The sequence below is a fragment of the Enterobacter sp. Ag1 genome, from assembly GCA_000277545.1.
GTDB lineage: Bacteria > Pseudomonadota > Gammaproteobacteria > Enterobacterales > Enterobacteriaceae > Cedecea.
The window spans coordinates 214,683-231,233 of record AKXM01000016.1 but is presented as its reverse complement, the minus strand read 5'-3'; the positions used below and the strand labels follow the sequence as shown (position 1 = coordinate 231,233).

Below are 16,551 nucleotides of genomic sequence, written 5' to 3'. Positions count from 1 at the left end.
TCATTCAACCTGCTAACAGGGGGATAATTCCCAACCCCTATCCCCCGCAACCAGCCAATGCGTTAGCTCAATCTGGCTGAGAAACACCTCATCGTGTGACACCACCATCAGGGTGCCCTGATACTGATTAAGAAAAGATTCCAGCGTATGCAGGGATACAATATCCAGATGATTACTCGATTCATCGAGCAATAAAAAGCTGGCGGGCGAGTCAGCATAAATTAGCATTGCCAGCGCAGCTTTAAGTTGTTCCCCGCCGCTAAGTTCGCCACAGGGTAATGACACACGAGATGCATCCAGTCCAAGCTGGGCAAGTTGCATACGCAGTTGGGATTCCCCCACCTGAGAGTTCACCGCCAGAAGTTGCTCAAGTGCCGTTTTTTGCCGATCCAAAATGGACATCTGCTGGTCAAGATAAGCGGTTTTAGCCCAGACCTCACGATGACCAGACACTGACGGCAACAGACCCGCTAAGGTTTTTAATAATGTTGATTTACCGCACCCGTTGGAACCGACAACACCGATCCGTTGCCCGCCGTTAATGGTCAGCGTTATCTCGCGAAAAGAGGCAGGAACAAAAGGTAAAACGACCTCGTCAAGGGTGGCGACCTTCTGCGGTAATGCCCCGAATGTAGAGGTGATATGCATGGCGATGTGCGTAGATACCTCAATTTGCATTATGGCTTGCTGCACCTGCTGGCTGAGCAACGCCCGCGCTTGGGTTTGCTGCTTTATCCGTTTTCCTGCTGAAGTCTCACTCCGGCCTTTTTGACGGCCCAGCAATATTTTTGCCTGATTCGCATTCTTACCCTGCCGGGTACCCCGGGATCCGCGTTTTTCAAGTCGTTCGCGTTGTTCACGCAGCGCCTGCTCTTCGCGCTTACGCTCGGTTTTGAGGCGCTCCAGGTTTTGCGTGGCGGAGGCAGTCTCCTGCGCTTTCATTTGCTGGTAAAAATCATAGTTGCCGCCGTAGCTGCGTAAACCGAGCGACGATAGTTCGACCATTCGCTCCATCTGCTGCAGCAACGTCCGGTCATGACTGATGAGCAAAAGACCACGGGGCCATTGGTGCAACTGCCGCATCAGCGTCAGTCGGCTGGCGGCATCCAGATGGTTGGTAGGCTCATCAAGGATAAGAAAATCTGCCTCAGATAGCATCGCGCCGATCAGTGCTACCCGCATGGCTTCTCCGCCACTCAGCTGGTTGACCGCTGAACCCGGCGAAAGATAACCCAATCCCGCGGACTCTAACTGCGCCTGCAGCCGTTGGCGAAGGTCCCAATTATCACCCACAAGGTCAAAATCAGCTGGGTCGGTGCTGCCTGCTTCAATGCGATCTAGCGCGGCTAACTGGCTGTCGATTCCCGCAAGCATCGCCACGCTATGATAATGGTGCGGTGTCAGATGCTGCGCCAGATATCTGACACGACCTGAGCAACTACACTGGCCGGAAGTCGGCGCCACCTGGCCTGAAAGAATTTTAGCCAGCAGGCTTTTACCCACGCCATTTCTACCGACCAGAGCAGTATGTCGGTGGTCAAATTGTTCAGTGAGATCTGAGAAAAGGCGTTTGCCATCAGGCAATACAAAAGAAACGCGATCGAGCGTAAGAATAGAATTCGTCATGCGATAATCCTGAAATTAATGCACCAAAACAGCCCCGAGGGAAACTGCATAAAGGCCGTCAAAGATGACGGTGGGCATTAATTGCGCATTGGACGAATACCTCTAAAGAGACGTGAAAGTGGGCCGATTATAAAATTGCCAATTTCTGTCTGTCAAATGACATCCAGCGACCAGATCACGGTATTAGATACAACGGGCAGGGAGCAATGTCGGTTTGTTAAACCTGACACCACAGATGGAGATGCCGTGGATGTTCATTATGTTGACGCCTCTTACGAGGCACGGTGCGTGTCTGGCGCAGCATTTCAGCGCCAATGTGCTAAGTTTAACGCCACTATCGGCTGCTTATTACAGGAGTAAATAAGTGAACATCGACTGGCACAGTGCGGTATTAACACGCTCGACTGTAGTGGATAAAAACTACAAAAATACACAAAACGTTCGCCGTTTCATGATGGGTGAGTGCGGGCCGCACTTTCGGTTTGATCGTGAATTTATGGCATGGATACGAAATGGCGTGCCCAAAAATTTGGGTGATGTCGTTGATGAGTGGAGGCGCAGACATTCATTCTAGAGAAGGAACGCCCGCGTTTCACATTGCGGAGTCCCTCTGGTTCACGCCCGTCCGCATCGCACGCAATCAGCCGCTAATCTAATCACTAATAAGGCGCTCAGCCTGAATCGTCCGTTTAGCCAGTTTCTTTTGCAGAATAATAACGATAACTGGAAACCATGATGCGGAAATGGCACATAGCACCAGCAACATATTCATATTCTGGGGCGCTATTTCATCAGTGGGTAAGAGAAAGGCTGACAGGAAAAATGCGGCAGTAGTCATCAGATACATGATTGATGTCTGCAGGGAAGCGAATCCCGCCCGTTGTCCGTTATCTGGAAACTGAATGGTAAGCGCCGAGGATGAAACCAGGCGGCTGTATGATGCCCCGAGAAATAAAATAATAAATAACGCCGAATGCGGATAGCCCAGAGCGGGAATTAGCAAACTCAGTATAAAAATGAGGGTTGCGCCAGTAGCCAGACTCAAAGCAGAAAAACGAGAAGTTAATGCGCCAGTCATTTTGCTAGACAGGTACCCGGCAATGCCTCCGGCGAAGAACAGCCAGGACAACTGCTCCAGTGAAGCACCCAACTGCCGGGTCATTAATGGCACCAGAACCGGGATGACCAGCATCGGGCTAAACTGCACCAGCGCATTACCCGAAGCGAACAGGAGAGTATTTCTATCGAGAGGGAGAGCGGGGGGCGTGTCGCAGCAGACCTGATCCCGAGGGATAAAGGAGACAATAAGTGGCAAGGCTAATAAACACAGGGTACTGATTAACCACAAAGCGGCATGCCAGCCATAATGAGTACACAGAAATAATATTGTGGGCATGCCTGCAATGCTTACTACCGAATATGACGCAATCACCGTTGCCAGCATTTTTCCGCGCAAGTTAGCCGGGGCGTGATTGATCAATATGCTAATCCCCACACCCATTGTCGTCCCTCCCACCAGGCCCGCACAGAATCGCAATGCCAGCAGAAGGTTAAAACTGGCGGTGAACGTAGTCAAAAACGTCAGCAGGCCCAGCAGCGCCATATTGGCGATTAAAAAACGTTTCTTGTTGAAATGACCGATCCAGTAAAAGGCAATAATGCCCGACAGGACGGCCCCGGAGGTATACATCCCGGAGACATAGCCTGAAAACGAGACGGGAACTAAGAAATCAGCAGCCATAAAAGCAAAAACAGGGTTGAACATCATGTATTCCAGCGCGTTAGTGAACTGGATAAAAGCCATGATAAGCGCTATCCGCATAAGGGATTTATCGTTAAATGTCTGTGTAACCGGTGGCATAGCAGGCACCTGTGAGTGAAAGATGCCTGAGTTTAACGGCTATCAATACTGGTGATTAGGTGGTAAAAATGGCGCTTATTATTATCATTTATGGGATAACGGATGCGTCCGGCGCTTGATTTTAATACCCTGAAAGTGTTCATTGCCGTGGTTGAAAAAGAAAGTTTTGTTGGGGCATCAAAAGTGCTTGAGATGCCGACATCCAACGTGAGTCGCTGTATCTCTCAGTTAGAAGAAAAACTGAATCTGCAGCTCATTGAGCGCAGCACCCGGCATATGAAACTCACTCAGGCTGGGCACTTGCTTTATACCCGCGCGAAGCCATTGGTGGAGGCGCTCGAGCAAACTGAGACAGAATTAACTTTGCGGCAAGTGCAACTCAAGGGCCCACTGCGCCTGTGTATTCCTAATGAACTAGGTCCTGCATTACTGGGGGCTGTTATTGCCGATTTCGCCTGCCGACACCCGGACCTGGAAATCAGCTGTGTCACAAATTTGTCCGGGTTGGAATCCCTGCGCGACGATCTGGATTTAGCTATCATTGTTAGCCGCGGCAAGTTGGATGACAGTGACTACATTGCCCGCCACCTGTTGACTATCCCTTGTACGGTTGTTGCAGCCCCGGCCCTCATTCAGCGCTATGGTACGCCCGATCGCATACAGCAATTTGAAGAATTACCCTGTATTACAACGGTCAGTGCGCTGAAAGGCGCGCCCTGGCAGTTCGTCAATAAAAAGGGAGGATTCGAGACTATCAAGGTGAAAGGTCATTATCGGGTCAACAGCGGAGAGATGGCAGGGCGAGCGGCGGTAGCAGGTGTCGGGTTTGCCATTCTGGCGAAGCAAGCCTGCCAGCCCTGGATTGACGACGGCCGGTTAATCGAAATTGAGTTCGAACACTCGGCAGCTCCATTACAGCTGTTCGCTCTTTATTCCGATCGGCGCTATTTGCCCGGTAAAATAAGAGCGCTGATTGATTTTATGCATCAGGAATTGAATCATATAAGTTAAGCTTGAAAAGCCGCAGGAATCAATGAGCCTCTAAACACATAATCTCTCTTTCTCGTTCATAGCTGCAGCGTATTCTCCATACTGTTGTCGGATCGACTATTTGATAACGTTTTCATGGTTTGCCAGAAAATTTCTGCGACTTGTGGCTCATTATGCATAAACTATACGATCTCTGCCGCTTCTCTTGGCCCTATATAATGCTTTATCCGCTGCGGCCAGAGCATACGATGAAGAGCTGTTCATCTGTTTAACGGCAGCACCAATGCTGAGAGTTATAGTCTCTCCGTTACCATCTTTGCATGAAACTGAGTCTTTTATTTCATTGATAACGGCTTCAGCAGCCATGTTATTAAAAATAATTACAGCAAATTCCTCGCCGCCTGATCGTGAGATGAATATATCCTTTGAGAGGAAGTGACTCAGCTGTAAGCCGATATTTTTAAGCGTTATGTCGCCAAAATCATGCCCGTAAGAATCATTTATTTTTTTGAAGTGATCAATGTCGATAATACACAGTGTGCCATATTTAGCATCAAGCTCCCTTAGCTTCATATTAAGATGTCTTCTATTGGGTAATCCTGTAAGTTCGTCAGTTAATGAAAGATCTATCGCAGCTTTATAATTATTATTAATATACTTAATAAATCTCTTGAAGGAAAGAACAATAATAAACATGGCTGGTGCATAAAGCACTGCTGCTATTAAAGAGGTCGTATCGCGATCTAAAATTTCGACTCCACCAGTCAGCGAGGCTAAGCTTGAGTTTAAAAGAAGGAATAACGCAATTCTGAACGACGCTATGTATTTTTCTTCTGATTTAATATGAAAGGATTTTCTGATGAACCATGTTAGCAGGGAAATGGTGCAAGCATTGATAAAGAAATAAAAGTTAAGTCTGCTGACGCTACCCATTGTCAATGTTAAAATCAGGATTATTGCTGTCGCACCGCAGACATAAGCGGTAATCATTCTGTAAAGCAGTCCTTGAGCTGACTCTGCCTCCTCAATAAGTTTGTCATGTATTTTAAAATTCATTTGAAGACCTTAACCGCATGCATAACTCGGAGTGTTATTTAATCACATTACCAGTAGGTTGTTAATCATCTTTGGCAAAGACAAATAGTTAGAAATATTGCTGTTTAGCCGAAGTTTAAGGATTATGTTATTTTTCTGTTATGTTGGGCTGGAAACAAGCGAGTGTTTATATAATTTTTTCTTCGGCTTGTGTTCCGGCTAAATGTATCCTTCCTGGACCAATTTCAGCTATCTGTACGCCGCACATCCGGATGCTTTTCACTCGCCGCTTCATGGTAAATATCTCCGAGCCAGCCGGGGAGTTCTTCTTCCGTTAGCCATCCCGGGATAACCACATCATAAATCCGGGAATATTTGCCCTCGTTAGGATCAACGCGATAAAGCAGCCATTGTTCACTGACTTTCTTTACGCCCAAACGCCTACCAAAGACATCAAAGTGCAGCATACTTTCCCCTGGCGTGCCCCTATATTTATTAATGATAATCGCTACCGGGCCTGTTGAACAGGCCAGTATTTAGGGGGCATTTTTCCTCTTGTAAAATTCAGACATAAAAAATCCGCGAAATGTTACAGAGTTGTATCAATGAGTTATTTGCCGACGTCGCAAAAGGGCGGGGGATTAGGAAAAGATCCCAGTTTTGTCTGAGTTCTCTTGTGCTAGTTTAGAAAGACAGGGAATTTCATTTATGGAGTGAGTATGGACAAGGACAAGCACGTCTCCGAGGAGCTTCATCCTGAAACGTTGCAGGTGATCGGGGCGGCTGTCGTGCAACTGCTGGCGCGTAAAGAGGCGCTATCGCGGGAGTCGATAGCCGACATGATACATAAGCTGTATGCCAGTGGCCTGGATGACGTAGCGGTGCAGAGGGCGGTTGATGTCCTGATCCTGGGGTAAACGTGTGTTCAGGGCCCTCTATTAGTACGCTATTTTTATACTGCTTTGGCTAATAATCTTCAGTTTTAAACTGATTGTCTTCAAGTGAGATGAAGATGTTAAAATTGCAGTTGATTATCATTATCATAAAAGGGATTGTTTATGAATAAGACGCTTATCATCTGCGCTATGTTGTTAACCGCCCACGCCTATGCCGCGAACAAGCCTGCTTCGGAACTCGTCTGGACCGAGGCGGAACAAGACCCGGGCTGCTACGGGAATGTGTGTGTGAGTAACGAAGAAAAGAAACCTCAAAATATGTACGGCAAGCTTGATAAAGGTGACCAAAAGCTGCTGTCCGATCCTTATTCTAAATACGATCGCGATAACAGCAACAGTACCGCCCGGGCTGGCGTGACGTTTAAATGGGATTAAACTCGCTGCTAATTTAAAAAGTGAGAGCCAGATGGCTCTCACAGTTGAGTCACTTACCGACAATGCGCTGAAAAAAAGATACTGTGTGAACCCATCTTTATCATCAAACAGAAATATCTCCTGTTTTCCGTCACAGCTCTGGTAAATTACCCCGTCCACACCCGTTTTTCGATGATGCCCTGACGGGCCATTCCTTCAAATATATTGTTTAAAATGCAGCTAACACTGGGTTGATGATCCATTCTGATGGCTTCGCCTGTATTTCAATCCCAAAAGGAGAGGGAGAATACTTCATGTCTACGCGACTGACTGAATACCAGAAAAAATATCCCAATGCGCAGGTATGGGCATTTGGCGATTCGCCTGAGCTGGCCGACGAGCTGGTGGATTTAGTTTTGAAGGGCCGCAAAACAGCGACATGTTCTGCGGTATCTGCCTATGAGAATGGGGAAGAGGCTCCCGTACCCGGCGGATATAGCATTATTCTTAACGGTAGCGGTGACCCGGTTTGTGTTATCCAGACGCTGTCTTTAACGACTCTTAAATTTTCACAGGTCAGTGCAGAGCAGGCCCGTAAGGAGGGGGAAGGGGACTTAAGCCTCTCGTACTGGCGGCGAGAGCATCAGATATTTTTTGAAAGAACTGGCGAATTTTCTGAAGAGATGCCCTTAATTTTTGAAGAGTTTATGCTGGTGGAACGCATCCCACAGGAAGAGAGCCCGTAACGTGAACTGTTCCAAAAAGCGTGAAAATTATTTTGCTATTTTTAGTCGTCGATGGCGTTAAATGCTACTGTAAGATCAAACAGATAAGCCGGAGGCGAGATGGATAAAAAAGCAAAAGATGAAGCGCTGTACCAGGAGATGTGCCGCGTGGTGGGTAAGGTGGTGCTGGAGATGCGCGATCTTGGGCAGGAACCTAAACATATCGTGATTGCCGGGGTGGTCAGAACCATGCTGGCTAACCATAAAATCAAACGCTCCCCGCTGACCAGCGAAGCGATGGAACACGTGATCGAGGCGCTGGGCTATGAAGTGTAGCCGGTGCCTGGCGACAAAATAACCCTTTCAGGAATTGCCTATGATTGCCAATATTCTTATCGGCCTGGTGGCCGTGATTCACCTTTATATTCTGGTGCTGGAAATGGTGCTTTGGGATAAACCGGCGGGGCGAAAGGCTTTTGGGTTGTCTTCTGAGTTTGCTCAACAGTCGAAAACTCTGGCGGCCAATCAGGGGTTGTACAACGGTTTTTTAGCAGCGGGATTGCTTTATGGGCTTCTGGCGGCGAGCAGCGGCTATGAATTTAAACTGTTTTTCCTTATTTGCGTTCTGGTTGCTGGTTTATTTGGTGGTTTAACAGCCAGTAAAAAAATACTTTACGTGCAGGCAGCGCCTGCGGCATTGGCATTGATTGCATTATTCGCAGGAATATAATCGAAAAAACCCGGCAAACGCCGGGTCACCATAAGGCTATCATCATTAATATAATTGGTGATCGACCGGATCGTTTTTTGAGTGGTTCCGGCCCCTCCAGTGGAGGAGAAATATAGGCATATTTCGATAGCGGAATGAGGGTTCATCGAGCTACCGAAGGCAAGAAATTATCCTGAGTTGTTATGGTTGGCAAGTGCCGCATGATATTTTTTTCAACATTGAGTTATGAAACTAAATTTTCCAGAATTATCACTCTGAACAAACCTCTGAGATTCGTCTACGCTTTAAGGGCAAGGTGTTTTTTTAGTATGGACTAATCTAATTTATCAGGAGTTTATATGGGGTTTTGGCGCGTTGTTTTCACAATTATCCTGCCACCGTTGGGTGTGCTTATCGGCAAAGGTTTTGGCTGGGCCTTCATCCTCAATATCATCCTCACCCTGCTGGGCTACTTCCCCGGCCTGATTCACGCGTTCTGGGTTCAGACCCGGGATTGACCTGTTGGGCCATTGCTGCGACGCCTGCGCCCGAGAAAAAATGACTGCTTTGGCAACTCACCTCCAGCCCACTGTTGTGGGCTTTTTATTTCCTGTAAATTAAAAAGAGTTCCTGATTACCCAGAAATAACGGTTCTGTTTATCGTTTATTAAGGTTTTCTTAATATTACCGACATCAATAAATAGTCAAAATAATTGCGCCTGAAATTAATTTTTTATTTTTATTTTTCTTTTAAAACAAGGATGTACAAACCGTTACACGAAAGTACTGGGCATTATGTGAAGGTAATCCGCTTTATTGAGGAAACGTTTATTTTTGCCATTTTACTATGCTCGTGTTTTCACTCCTGAGGTTATAATAATGAGTCAACTTTTGATTACCGGTGCGACAGGTTTCCTGGGCGGCGCGGTTTTAGCCCGATCCCTCTCTGAATCTTCTTTCAATACCGTATTACTATTGGTACGAGCGAACTCTCCTCAGGAGGGCGTGGCCAGAATCAGAAATAACCTTGCTAATTTTGGCTGTACTGAAGCACAGCTGGCACAAATTAACCCGGAAAATATATTGCTGGGTGACTTAGCCGAGCCTGAACATTTTCTGGATGATGAAAGACTGTCCAGCGTCACGCACGTTATTAACTGCGCCGCGGTGGCGTCGTTTGGCGAGAATGCGCTGATCTGGAAAGTTAACGTGGAAGGCACGCTGCAGTTTGCTCGCCGCATGTCCCAGGTGAAGGGCCTGCAGCGTTTCCTGCACGTCGGCACCGCAATGTCCTGTGTACCGGATGCGGGCACGCTGGTAACGGAAAGCATGTCGAGCAAGCCGGAAGAAGAGCACCTGGTGCAGTACACCTGGTCTAAGTCCACCATCGAACGCATGATGTCCGAGCAGTTCCCGCAGCTGCCGCTGGTTATCGCTCGTCCATCCATCGTGGTCGGCCACAGCGAGCAGGGCTGCCGCCCATCCAGCAGCATCTTCTGGGTCTTCCGCATGGTGCTGATGCTCGGGAAATTTATGTGCTCCCTGGATGACAAAATCGACGTTATTCCGGTGGACTATTGCGCAGAAGCGCTGCTGCTGCTGGCGAAGAGCGACTCGCTGAAAGAGAAGATCTACCACATCTCCGCCGGGGACGTGAGCAGCATCCGCTTTGCTGACATCGATGAAGCGATGTCCAGCGCGCTGAACCAGACGCCAATCTTCTCCAATTATGAGCAGGTGGATTACAGCGAATTGGTGAAAAGCCGCAGAAGCTTCAAATCCATTTACGGGCCGTGCAATGAGCGCTTAATGCTGCGTGCGATGCGTCTGTACGGGGAGTTCTCTATGCTGAACGTGCGTTTCTCTAACGAGAAGCTGCTGGATTTAGGCATGTCTCCACCGCCGCGCTTTGTGGATTACATCAGCCGTTGCGTGGAAACCACCCGGGATTATTCTATTCCCGAGCTGATGAAGGTCGACTTCAAATAATAAAAAGGGAGCGCAGGCTCCCTTTTTAGTTTGCTGATCGTAGTAAAGGGAGCTTTTGCTCCCTTTTTACGTTTAGCGAATCACCACTTCATTTCGCCGGTATTCACTTTGGCGCTCATCTCCAGCGAGCTTTCATCGGCCAGGCCCGGATATTTTTGCTTCATCTCAGCGATGACCGGGGCGCTTTTGCCTTTCTTCAGCGCCAGCTCAAAGTCGGCTAAATAGTCGCCGGTAAAGACCACCGGGGCCGCGCCTGGTTTGACTTCACCAATGTAGTGGCCCGGGATCACGCGTTTTGGCTTCAGGGCCGCCATTTCATCCAGCACATCGCGCCATTCCTGACGGGCAGCTTTTGTCTGGGAATCGGCGGTCCAGACGTGAATACCGGAGCTGACACCTACGCCGCCAAGAATCGTTTTGTTGGCCGGGATCCACAGATATGCAGCGTGAGAAGCGGGCTGGCGCAGCTCAATTTTTTCACCGTCGACGGTGAAGGTTGTCTCGTGCGTCACCTGCGGCACGAAGACTTCTTTTGGCGCGCCATCTTTCAGGATTGGGCCCCAGTATTTGAGCTTCTCTGCTTTGGTTTGGTTGATATGGTCGACGACCAGCGGCGTGGCTTCAATTTTTACCTGCGGGTACGCTTTAACAATGGGCTCCAGGCCAAAGTAATAATCCGGGTCACCGGCGGTGATAAGCACGCGGGTCAGCTTTTTGCCGCTGTGTTGAATCATTTTCACCAGCGCCTCGCCGTCTTTAACGCTGAACTGGGCATCGACCAACGTGGCTTCCGTTGGGCCGCTGATCAGCGTAGAGGTGACCGGGAAGACGCCTTTGTCCTGCGGGTTGTAGACGTCCAGCGTCAGCGGGGCGGCAAAGCTTGCCGTGGAGAACAAAAGGGTGGCCGCGGCCAGGGTCTGTGTCTTCATCTTTTTCTATCCTGATTAACTGAATCAATGGGCCCGTTTGGGAATGAGAAACAGTGTAAATTGCATTTTGTGAATCGTAATGGCCTTATTCAGGTAAGATAAGTTTCATAAATCGAACAGATGGGCGAAAGAATGGACAGAATCATTGCTGCAAAAGTCTATACCCGCATTTGTGAACTGGGCAGCCTGAGCGCCGCGGCGCGGGCGTTAAATATGTCCCGGCCGATGGTGAGCCGCTATCTGGAGCAAATGGAGCACTGGGCGGGAGAGCGGCTGTTGCATCGATCCTCCCGCAAACTGACGCTAACGCCGACCGGTGAGCGGGTGCTGCAGCAAACCCGGGCGCTCAACGAGGTAGCGGAAAGTATTGCGGCGCAGAAGCAGCAGGATTTGCCTTCGGGGACTCTGCGGGTGGCCTGTTCCCAGTTTGGCGCCCGGTATTACATTGTGCCTTTCTTGTCTGACTTCCTGCGCGACTACCCGGACGTGAGGGTCGAGCTGCACGTCAGCAGCCAGGCGGTGAATATGATTGAGGAACGTATCGATCTGGCTATTCGCATCACCAACGATCTCGATCCCAATATTATCGCCCGCCGCCTGGGGGAATGTGACTCCCGGCTTTATGCCTCGCCGTCCTACATTGAGCAAAGGGGGATGCCGCGCACGCCGGGCGATCTCGCGCACCACAATTGCCTGCAATATAGCTATTTCCTGCGCAACATCTGGCAAATGGTGGATGAAAACGGTGAGCCGCTGAACGTGGAGGTAAGCGGCAACTTCAGTGCCAATGACTCCGTGGTGCTGATGGACGCGGTCGCGGACGGCGTGGGGATTGCGATGCTGCCGGTTCAGGATGCTAAGCCGCGGTTCGAGAGCGGGGAGCTGGTCAAAGTGCTTGAAGCTTATCCGCCGCGATCGATGGGGATCTACGGTATCTATCGGAGCCGAAGCTACCTGCCCGCCGCGTTGAGGCTGTTCCTGGCGGCGCTGTCGGACAGGCTCGCAAAATAATTTAAGAAAAACCTTAGTTACGGGTGGCCATGCCGTTTACTTTTTGCGCCAGGAATGTTCTGATCTCGCGGCGAAAAAGTGAGGGGAGCAGCAATGTTTCAATTAAAACCGGGCAGCCTGGCGATGATCATCGGCGCTCGTACCGCCGCCGGGCGGGTGAATATTGGTAAAGCGGTAGAACTGTTCGGGCTGTGTCAGCCGGGGGAGCGCTTTGTTAATCCGGTGACAGGTGTGGTAACGCAGCTTCCGCCGGAGGCAAACTATCCGCTTTGGCTGGTGACCGGCGAGGTTATCGCCTTTGATGGCCGCCAGGGCTACGCCTTCGTGCGTGCCGAGCATTTAATGCCGTTGGACAAAGATTTTTCCCCACAGGAAGACGAGCTCCATCTCAGCTATTGATCCCGGCAGTGACGTAAAAAGTCGGCCAGCACCAGCGCATGGTTCTGGTCGGTATTTTTTGCGCCATACAGCAATGTCAGCGTGCCGTGTTCGCCGCGTCGGGCAAGCGCCTGGGCTGCGTCCTGATGTTGCCTAAGCTCTTGCCTGTAGAGCTTGCTGAATGCGGCAAAGTCGATAGTTTCGCTGTGAAAGGCTTGGCGTAGCTCGTTCGAGGGCGCCAGTTCCTTCGGCCATTCATCGTAGTGCAGGTCGCTTTTTTTCATTCCTCTCGGCCACAGTCTGTCCACCAGCACGCGGTAGCCATCATCTTCAGCCGGGTCTTCATAGACGCGTTTACAGCGGATCATGCTCTCTCCTTATCGACGGTCTCAAGCCTGCTCAGCAAGAGTGGGACCTGATGGTCCGCAAAGACTTCGATGCCGTGCTGGCGCAACAGTGCTGCCGCGACGCCCTGACCCGGGATTGTTTTGCCTGCAAAGTGGCCATCGTAAATCTTCTGACTGCCGCAGGTCGGGCTGCCGTCAGTAAGAATAGCAAACAGGCAGTTATTCTCCCGGGCGGTTTGAAGCGCGAGCCAGGCGGCAAGAAGATAAGGTTCGGTGACGTCTGCGCCGTCGCTTTCCAGAATGGCGGCATGTCCGAGTAAAGCGGCTTCACCGCTGCCTCCACTAAGCTCTGCGGGGAGGCGAGGTGTTGGCAGCCCGGCGGCGAGTTCAGGACAGTGGATAACCAGGCGGCCTTCAGCCTGCAGTCGGGCGAGGGCTGCGCCAGTTTGTGATTTTTCGCGACCATCATAGCGGACCTGAAACCCCATCAGACAGGCGCTAACCAGTATTTTTGCTTTCATTTTTTTCTTCGATGAAGTGAACCCGACACGTTACTACATTGTTTGTCCGGGTGGGAAGCGGTGAAAGACTGCCAATTTTTGCGGTTGCCAGTGCAAAGCAAAACGCCTACTCTATCATTCCTTATGTTGTTCTCTTCCCTCAAACATAAGGCCAACCAAAGCATGTCAGACACACAGTTGAAATCCACTTTACGTATTGCGCTTGTCGGCGATTATAACCCGGCGGTGATTGCACACCAGGCCATTCCTCAGGCGTTAGATAATGCGGCCGCCGCGCTTGGCGTCAGCGCGGATTATGACTGGGTCTCCTCGCTGGAAGTGACCAGCCCTGAAGATCTGGTGGGCTATGACGCCATCTGGTGCGTACCTTCCAGCCCTTATCTGAATGAAGATGCCGCTTACCTTGCCGTTCGCTTTGCGCGAGAAAACGGCGTGCCTTTCCTCGGTACCTGCGCCGGGTTCCAGTATGCGGTGGTGGAGTATGCGCGTAACGTGCTCGGCTGGGAAGATGCAGGCCATGCGGAAACCGCGAGCGAAGGGCGACTGGTGATTGGCCGCCTGAGCTGCTCGCTGGTGGAGGTTTCAGACAGCATCTCGCTGCTGGCAGACTCCATCGCCGGGCGAGCCTATGGCAAGACGGAAATTGAAGAGGGCTACCACTGCAACTACGGCATTGCGGAGCTGTTTGCCACCGCGCTTGCCGGTGAACCCCTGAAGCCGACCGGCTGGGATAAGCAGGGCGAGATTCGTGCGGTTGAACTTCAGGGGCATCCGTTCTTTGTGGCAACGCTGTTCCAGCACGAACGTAATGCGCTGAAAGGCAGACCATCCCCTTTGGTTGAGGCGTTCCTGGCCGCCGCTGAGAGATAAATTCGGGGTTTAGGGGCGCGGGTAACAGCCCTCACCCCGACCCTCTCCCAAAGGGAGAGGGAGAAAACATATGTCGGGGAAAGTGATTTCAGAGAACTTTATCTATTCCCTCTCCCTTTCAGGGAAAGGGTGAGGGTAAGAAAACAGAAGCGACATGCGGTTGAAGTCAGTGCCGGACAAAAAGTGAGGCCTGGGTTCCAACGTAAATCGCATCATAGACCTTATCTTTACCGAGGCTTAGTCGCCCGAAGAATCAAAAAGGCCGGACGGCGCATCTCTTTTGCCAGACGTGGATGCTGTGCCAGGGTTTCTGCCGTCGGTTTGGTTTCCAGCATTCGGGTGAGGGCGAAGCCGCTGTCGAGCAGGGTATTGACATAGGTTTCCGTGGTGCGGTGGTACTTTTGCACATCCTCCACGAACCAGCTGGTGTGGCGTAAGCCTTGCTGGTGATAGTGGTTCACCGGCCAGATAACCTCTTCTTTATAGGGTTGCCAGCCTACCGGGAAGGCGGTGCACATCGGGTGTTCGACGGAGAAGATAAACTGCCCGCCGGGTTTTAACGCAGCAAAGATAGCGTTGCTCAGGCGGGCGAAATCTTCGAGGTAGTGCAGCGCCAGCGACGAAATCGCCAGATCCCAGGTTTCACCCTCCGGCGAGAATTGCTCCAGCGGTAAATTGTGGTAGCTGATGTTTGTGTCCTGGGTTGCGGCTCGCGCCTGGGCGAGCATCTTTTCCGAGATATCAAAACCCGTCACGCTTGCCGCCCCGTGGGCGCGGGCGAAGCGGGCAAAGTCGCCAAAGCCGCAGCCCAGGTCGAGGATCTTCAGGCCATCCAGCGCGGGCAGCAGGGAGTAAAGCTCGGGGATCTCCAGCAGCCCGTTAAGGCCAGAGTCCTGCTCCCGTAACTGACGGTAATTTTCAAAAAATACCGGGTCGTCGAAAATGTTCTGCGGTGCCGATGATGCCATTCGATCCTCCTTGGGGGTCTGTTCAGGCCGCGGCTTTCTCCGCCGCGCCAATCTCTTTCTGGCGTCCAGCATAAGCCCCAAAGACGCCCATGACGACCGAAAGTAGCGCGCAACCTAATAAAGGGATCGCCCAGCTGCCGGTAATGTCATGAATCTTCCCCATCACCGGCGGGCCGAAGGCGGCCAGAAGATAGCCTACGCACTGAGCCATGCCGGACAGCGCCGCCGCCTGATGTGCGGAACCGGTGCGCATCCCAATGAAAGAGAGCCCCAGAATCATCGCCGCGCCGGAGCCAAAGCCGCCGAGCGACACCCAGAAGATGGAGAAGGCCGGCAGCAGCCAAAGGCCGAGCGTCGCCAGACACCACAGCAGCGCCATCAGAGCGGCAATTCCGCGCTGGTCTTTCAGGCGGCTCAGGATCAGGCCGACAAACAATCCCGGAATGGCGGTGGCGAGCTGCAAAATACCGTGTATCGACCCGGCCTCGGCTTCGTTGTAGCCGTGGCTGATCAGAATGGAAGGCAGCCAGCCGATAATCACGTAATAGACCAGCGAGTTAATCCCCAGATACAGGGTGACCTGCCAGGCCAGCGGTGAAGACCAGATGCCGCGGCTGTGCAGCGCCGGGTTGCCGGACAGGTTCATCACCGTGCTGCTGCCAAGCTGCGGCAGCCAGACAATCAGCGCCAGCAGCGGGAAGATCATCAGCGACAGCATGGCGCCGGACCAGCCGAAGCCGTGCAGAGCAATCGGCACCACCATCACCGAGCCCAGCGCGGCGGCCACGCCCATCGTGAGCGAGTAAGCACCGGTGAGTTTGGCGACCTGGCCGGGGAAGTCGCGCTTAAGCAGGCTGGGCAGCAGCACGTTGCCCATGGCGATCCCGCAGCCGATGATAGCCGTGCCGATATACAGCAGCGCGGCGTGGCCGGCGGAGCGCAAAGCAATCCCGGCGCAGATGATCAGCAACGCACCAAACAGGCTGCGCTCGGTACCAAAGCGGCGGGCGATCCCGGCGGCAAGCGGGGAAACAACCGCAAAGGCCAGCAGGGGCAGGGTGGTTAAAATCCCGATCTGCGCGGTGGACAGTGCAAGTGCATCGCGCACCATATCCAGCAGCGGTGCCGCGCCGGTAAAGGTGACGCGCAGGGTGGTGGCAATCATCAGAATGCCGAGCAGAAGCAGAGCGCGGCTCTTTTTGCTCGCTGAAGTCGTGGAAGTCATGTGTCTGTGTCCTGAAAAACGGTAAAGCAAAGATACACGCTTCTGCCTTTTTACGAA

Annotated in this window: 21 protein-coding genes; 12 read left to right on the top strand and 9 right to left on the bottom strand. The window is 51.5% G+C overall.

Annotated features, from left to right (window positions below):
• Positions 1–12: 12 nt before the first annotated feature.
• A complete protein-coding gene (locus tag A936_RS08800; RefSeq protein ID WP_008456738.1) occupies positions 13–1,626 on the bottom strand; it encodes an ABC-F family ATP-binding cassette domain-containing protein in 1,614 nt (537 codons plus the stop codon).
• 364 nt (positions 1,627–1,990) lie between these two features.
• Between A936_RS08800 and A936_RS22705 the strand changes: the two genes are divergently transcribed.
• A complete protein-coding gene (locus A936_RS22705) occupies positions 1,991–2,200 on the top strand; it encodes a DUF6434 domain-containing protein (protein WP_071530482.1) in 210 nt (69 codons plus the stop codon).
• A 78-nt stretch (positions 2,201–2,278) separates the two neighbouring features.
• Here the strand turns inward: A936_RS22705 and A936_RS08795 are convergent, their stop codons facing one another.
• A complete protein-coding gene (locus A936_RS08795) occupies positions 2,279–3,487 on the bottom strand; it encodes an MFS transporter (RefSeq protein WP_008456734.1) in 1,209 nt (402 codons plus the stop codon).
• Between the two features lie 102 nt (positions 3,488–3,589).
• Between A936_RS08795 and A936_RS08790 the strand changes: the two genes are divergently transcribed.
• Positions 3,590–4,498, top strand: coding sequence for a LysR family transcriptional regulator (locus tag A936_RS08790; RefSeq protein ID WP_008456732.1), 909 nt, complete (start codon positions 3,590–3,592; stop codon positions 4,496–4,498).
• Between the two features lie 150 nt (positions 4,499–4,648).
• Here the strand turns inward: A936_RS08790 and A936_RS08785 are convergent, their stop codons facing one another.
• Positions 4,649–5,533, bottom strand: a complete 885-nt coding sequence (locus tag A936_RS08785) for a GGDEF domain-containing protein (RefSeq protein WP_008456730.1) — start codon at positions 5,531–5,533, stop codon at positions 4,649–4,651.
• 224 nt (positions 5,534–5,757) lie between these two features.
• On the bottom strand, positions 5,758–5,979 hold the full coding sequence (locus A936_RS08780) for a DUF7661 family protein (protein WP_008456729.1): 222 nt from the start codon (positions 5,977–5,979) through the stop codon (positions 5,758–5,760).
• Between the two features lie 252 nt (positions 5,980–6,231).
• Between A936_RS08780 and A936_RS08775 the strand changes: the two genes are divergently transcribed.
• From A936_RS08775 to A936_RS08745, 7 genes are all read left to right on the top strand, one after another.
• Positions 6,232–6,429, top strand: coding sequence for a hypothetical protein (locus A936_RS08775; protein ID WP_008456727.1), 198 nt, complete (start codon positions 6,232–6,234; stop codon positions 6,427–6,429).
• A 141-nt stretch (positions 6,430–6,570) separates the two neighbouring features.
• Entirely contained in the window at positions 6,571–6,843 is a 273-nt protein-coding gene (locus A936_RS08770) for a hypothetical protein (protein WP_008456726.1), read from the top strand.
• Positions 6,844–7,136: 293 nt separating this feature from the next.
• On the top strand, positions 7,137–7,568 hold the full coding sequence (locus A936_RS08765; RefSeq protein ID WP_008456725.1) for an ASCH domain-containing protein: 432 nt from the start codon (positions 7,137–7,139) through the stop codon (positions 7,566–7,568).
• A gap of 99 nt (positions 7,569–7,667) precedes the next feature.
• Positions 7,668–7,883: a fumarate hydratase FumD gene (fumD, locus tag A936_RS08760; protein ID WP_008456724.1), complete on the top strand. Its 216-nt coding sequence runs from the start codon at positions 7,668–7,670 to the stop codon at positions 7,881–7,883.
• Positions 7,884–7,923: 40 nt separating this feature from the next.
• Positions 7,924–8,277, top strand: coding sequence for a DUF1304 domain-containing protein (locus A936_RS08755; protein ID WP_008456723.1), 354 nt, complete (start codon positions 7,924–7,926; stop codon positions 8,275–8,277).
• Positions 8,278–8,615: 338 nt separating this feature from the next.
• A complete protein-coding gene (locus tag A936_RS22700; protein ID WP_008456722.1) occupies positions 8,616–8,774 on the top strand; it encodes a YqaE/Pmp3 family membrane protein in 159 nt (52 codons plus the stop codon).
• Positions 8,775–9,135: 361 nt separating this feature from the next.
• Positions 9,136–10,245 carry an SDR family oxidoreductase gene (locus A936_RS08745; RefSeq protein ID WP_008456721.1) on the top strand — a complete coding sequence of 370 codons (1,110 nt, stop codon included), beginning with the start codon at positions 9,136–9,138 and terminating at the stop codon, positions 10,243–10,245.
• A gap of 80 nt (positions 10,246–10,325) precedes the next feature.
• On the opposite strand, the gene A936_RS08740 is transcribed toward A936_RS08745, so the two are convergent.
• Positions 10,326–11,174, bottom strand: a complete 849-nt coding sequence (locus A936_RS08740) for a Vmh family MBL fold metallo-hydrolase (RefSeq protein WP_008456719.1) — start codon at positions 11,172–11,174, stop codon at positions 10,326–10,328.
• A 132-nt stretch (positions 11,175–11,306) separates the two neighbouring features.
• On the opposite strand from A936_RS08740, the gene A936_RS08735 reads away from it, so the two are divergent.
• Together A936_RS08735 and A936_RS08730 are read left to right on the top strand one after the other, a co-directional pair.
• Positions 11,307–12,185 (top strand): LysR family transcriptional regulator, encoded by an 879-nt coding sequence (locus A936_RS08735; protein ID WP_008456717.1) that lies wholly within the window; start codon positions 11,307–11,309, stop codon positions 12,183–12,185.
• A 93-nt stretch (positions 12,186–12,278) separates the two neighbouring features.
• Positions 12,279–12,584 (top strand): hypothetical protein, encoded by a 306-nt coding sequence (locus A936_RS08730; protein WP_008456716.1) that lies wholly within the window; start codon positions 12,279–12,281, stop codon positions 12,582–12,584.
• On the opposite strand, the gene A936_RS08725 is transcribed toward A936_RS08730, so the two are convergent.
• Complete coding sequence (locus A936_RS08725; RefSeq protein ID WP_008456714.1) at positions 12,578–12,931, bottom strand: DUF488 domain-containing protein; 354 nt, start codon at positions 12,929–12,931, stop codon at positions 12,578–12,580. The genes A936_RS08730 and A936_RS08725 overlap by 7 nt on opposite strands.
• Positions 12,928–13,431 (bottom strand): 2-thiouracil desulfurase family protein, encoded by a 504-nt coding sequence (locus tag A936_RS08720; protein ID WP_008456711.1) that lies wholly within the window; start codon positions 13,429–13,431, stop codon positions 12,928–12,930. Before A936_RS08720 ends, A936_RS08725 begins: the two co-directional genes overlap by 4 nt.
• Before the next feature lie 162 nt (positions 13,432–13,593).
• Here A936_RS08720 and A936_RS08715 point away from each other — a divergent pair, with 162 nt between their 5' ends.
• The gene (locus A936_RS08715) at positions 13,594–14,301 is read left to right on the top strand and encodes a CTP synthase C-terminal region-related (seleno)protein (RefSeq protein ID WP_008456709.1); all 708 of its coding nucleotides are present in this window, start codon (positions 13,594–13,596) and stop codon (positions 14,299–14,301) included.
• A 227-nt stretch (positions 14,302–14,528) separates the two neighbouring features.
• On the opposite strand, the gene A936_RS08710 is transcribed toward A936_RS08715, so the two are convergent.
• Positions 14,529–15,269: a class I SAM-dependent methyltransferase gene (locus A936_RS08710; RefSeq protein ID WP_008456707.1), complete on the bottom strand. Its 741-nt coding sequence runs from the start codon at positions 15,267–15,269 to the stop codon at positions 14,529–14,531.
• A gap of 22 nt (positions 15,270–15,291) precedes the next feature.
• Complete coding sequence (locus A936_RS08705; RefSeq protein WP_008456706.1) at positions 15,292–16,494, bottom strand: CynX/NimT family MFS transporter; 1,203 nt, start codon at positions 16,492–16,494, stop codon at positions 15,292–15,294.
• Positions 16,495–16,551 lie beyond the last annotated feature (57 nt).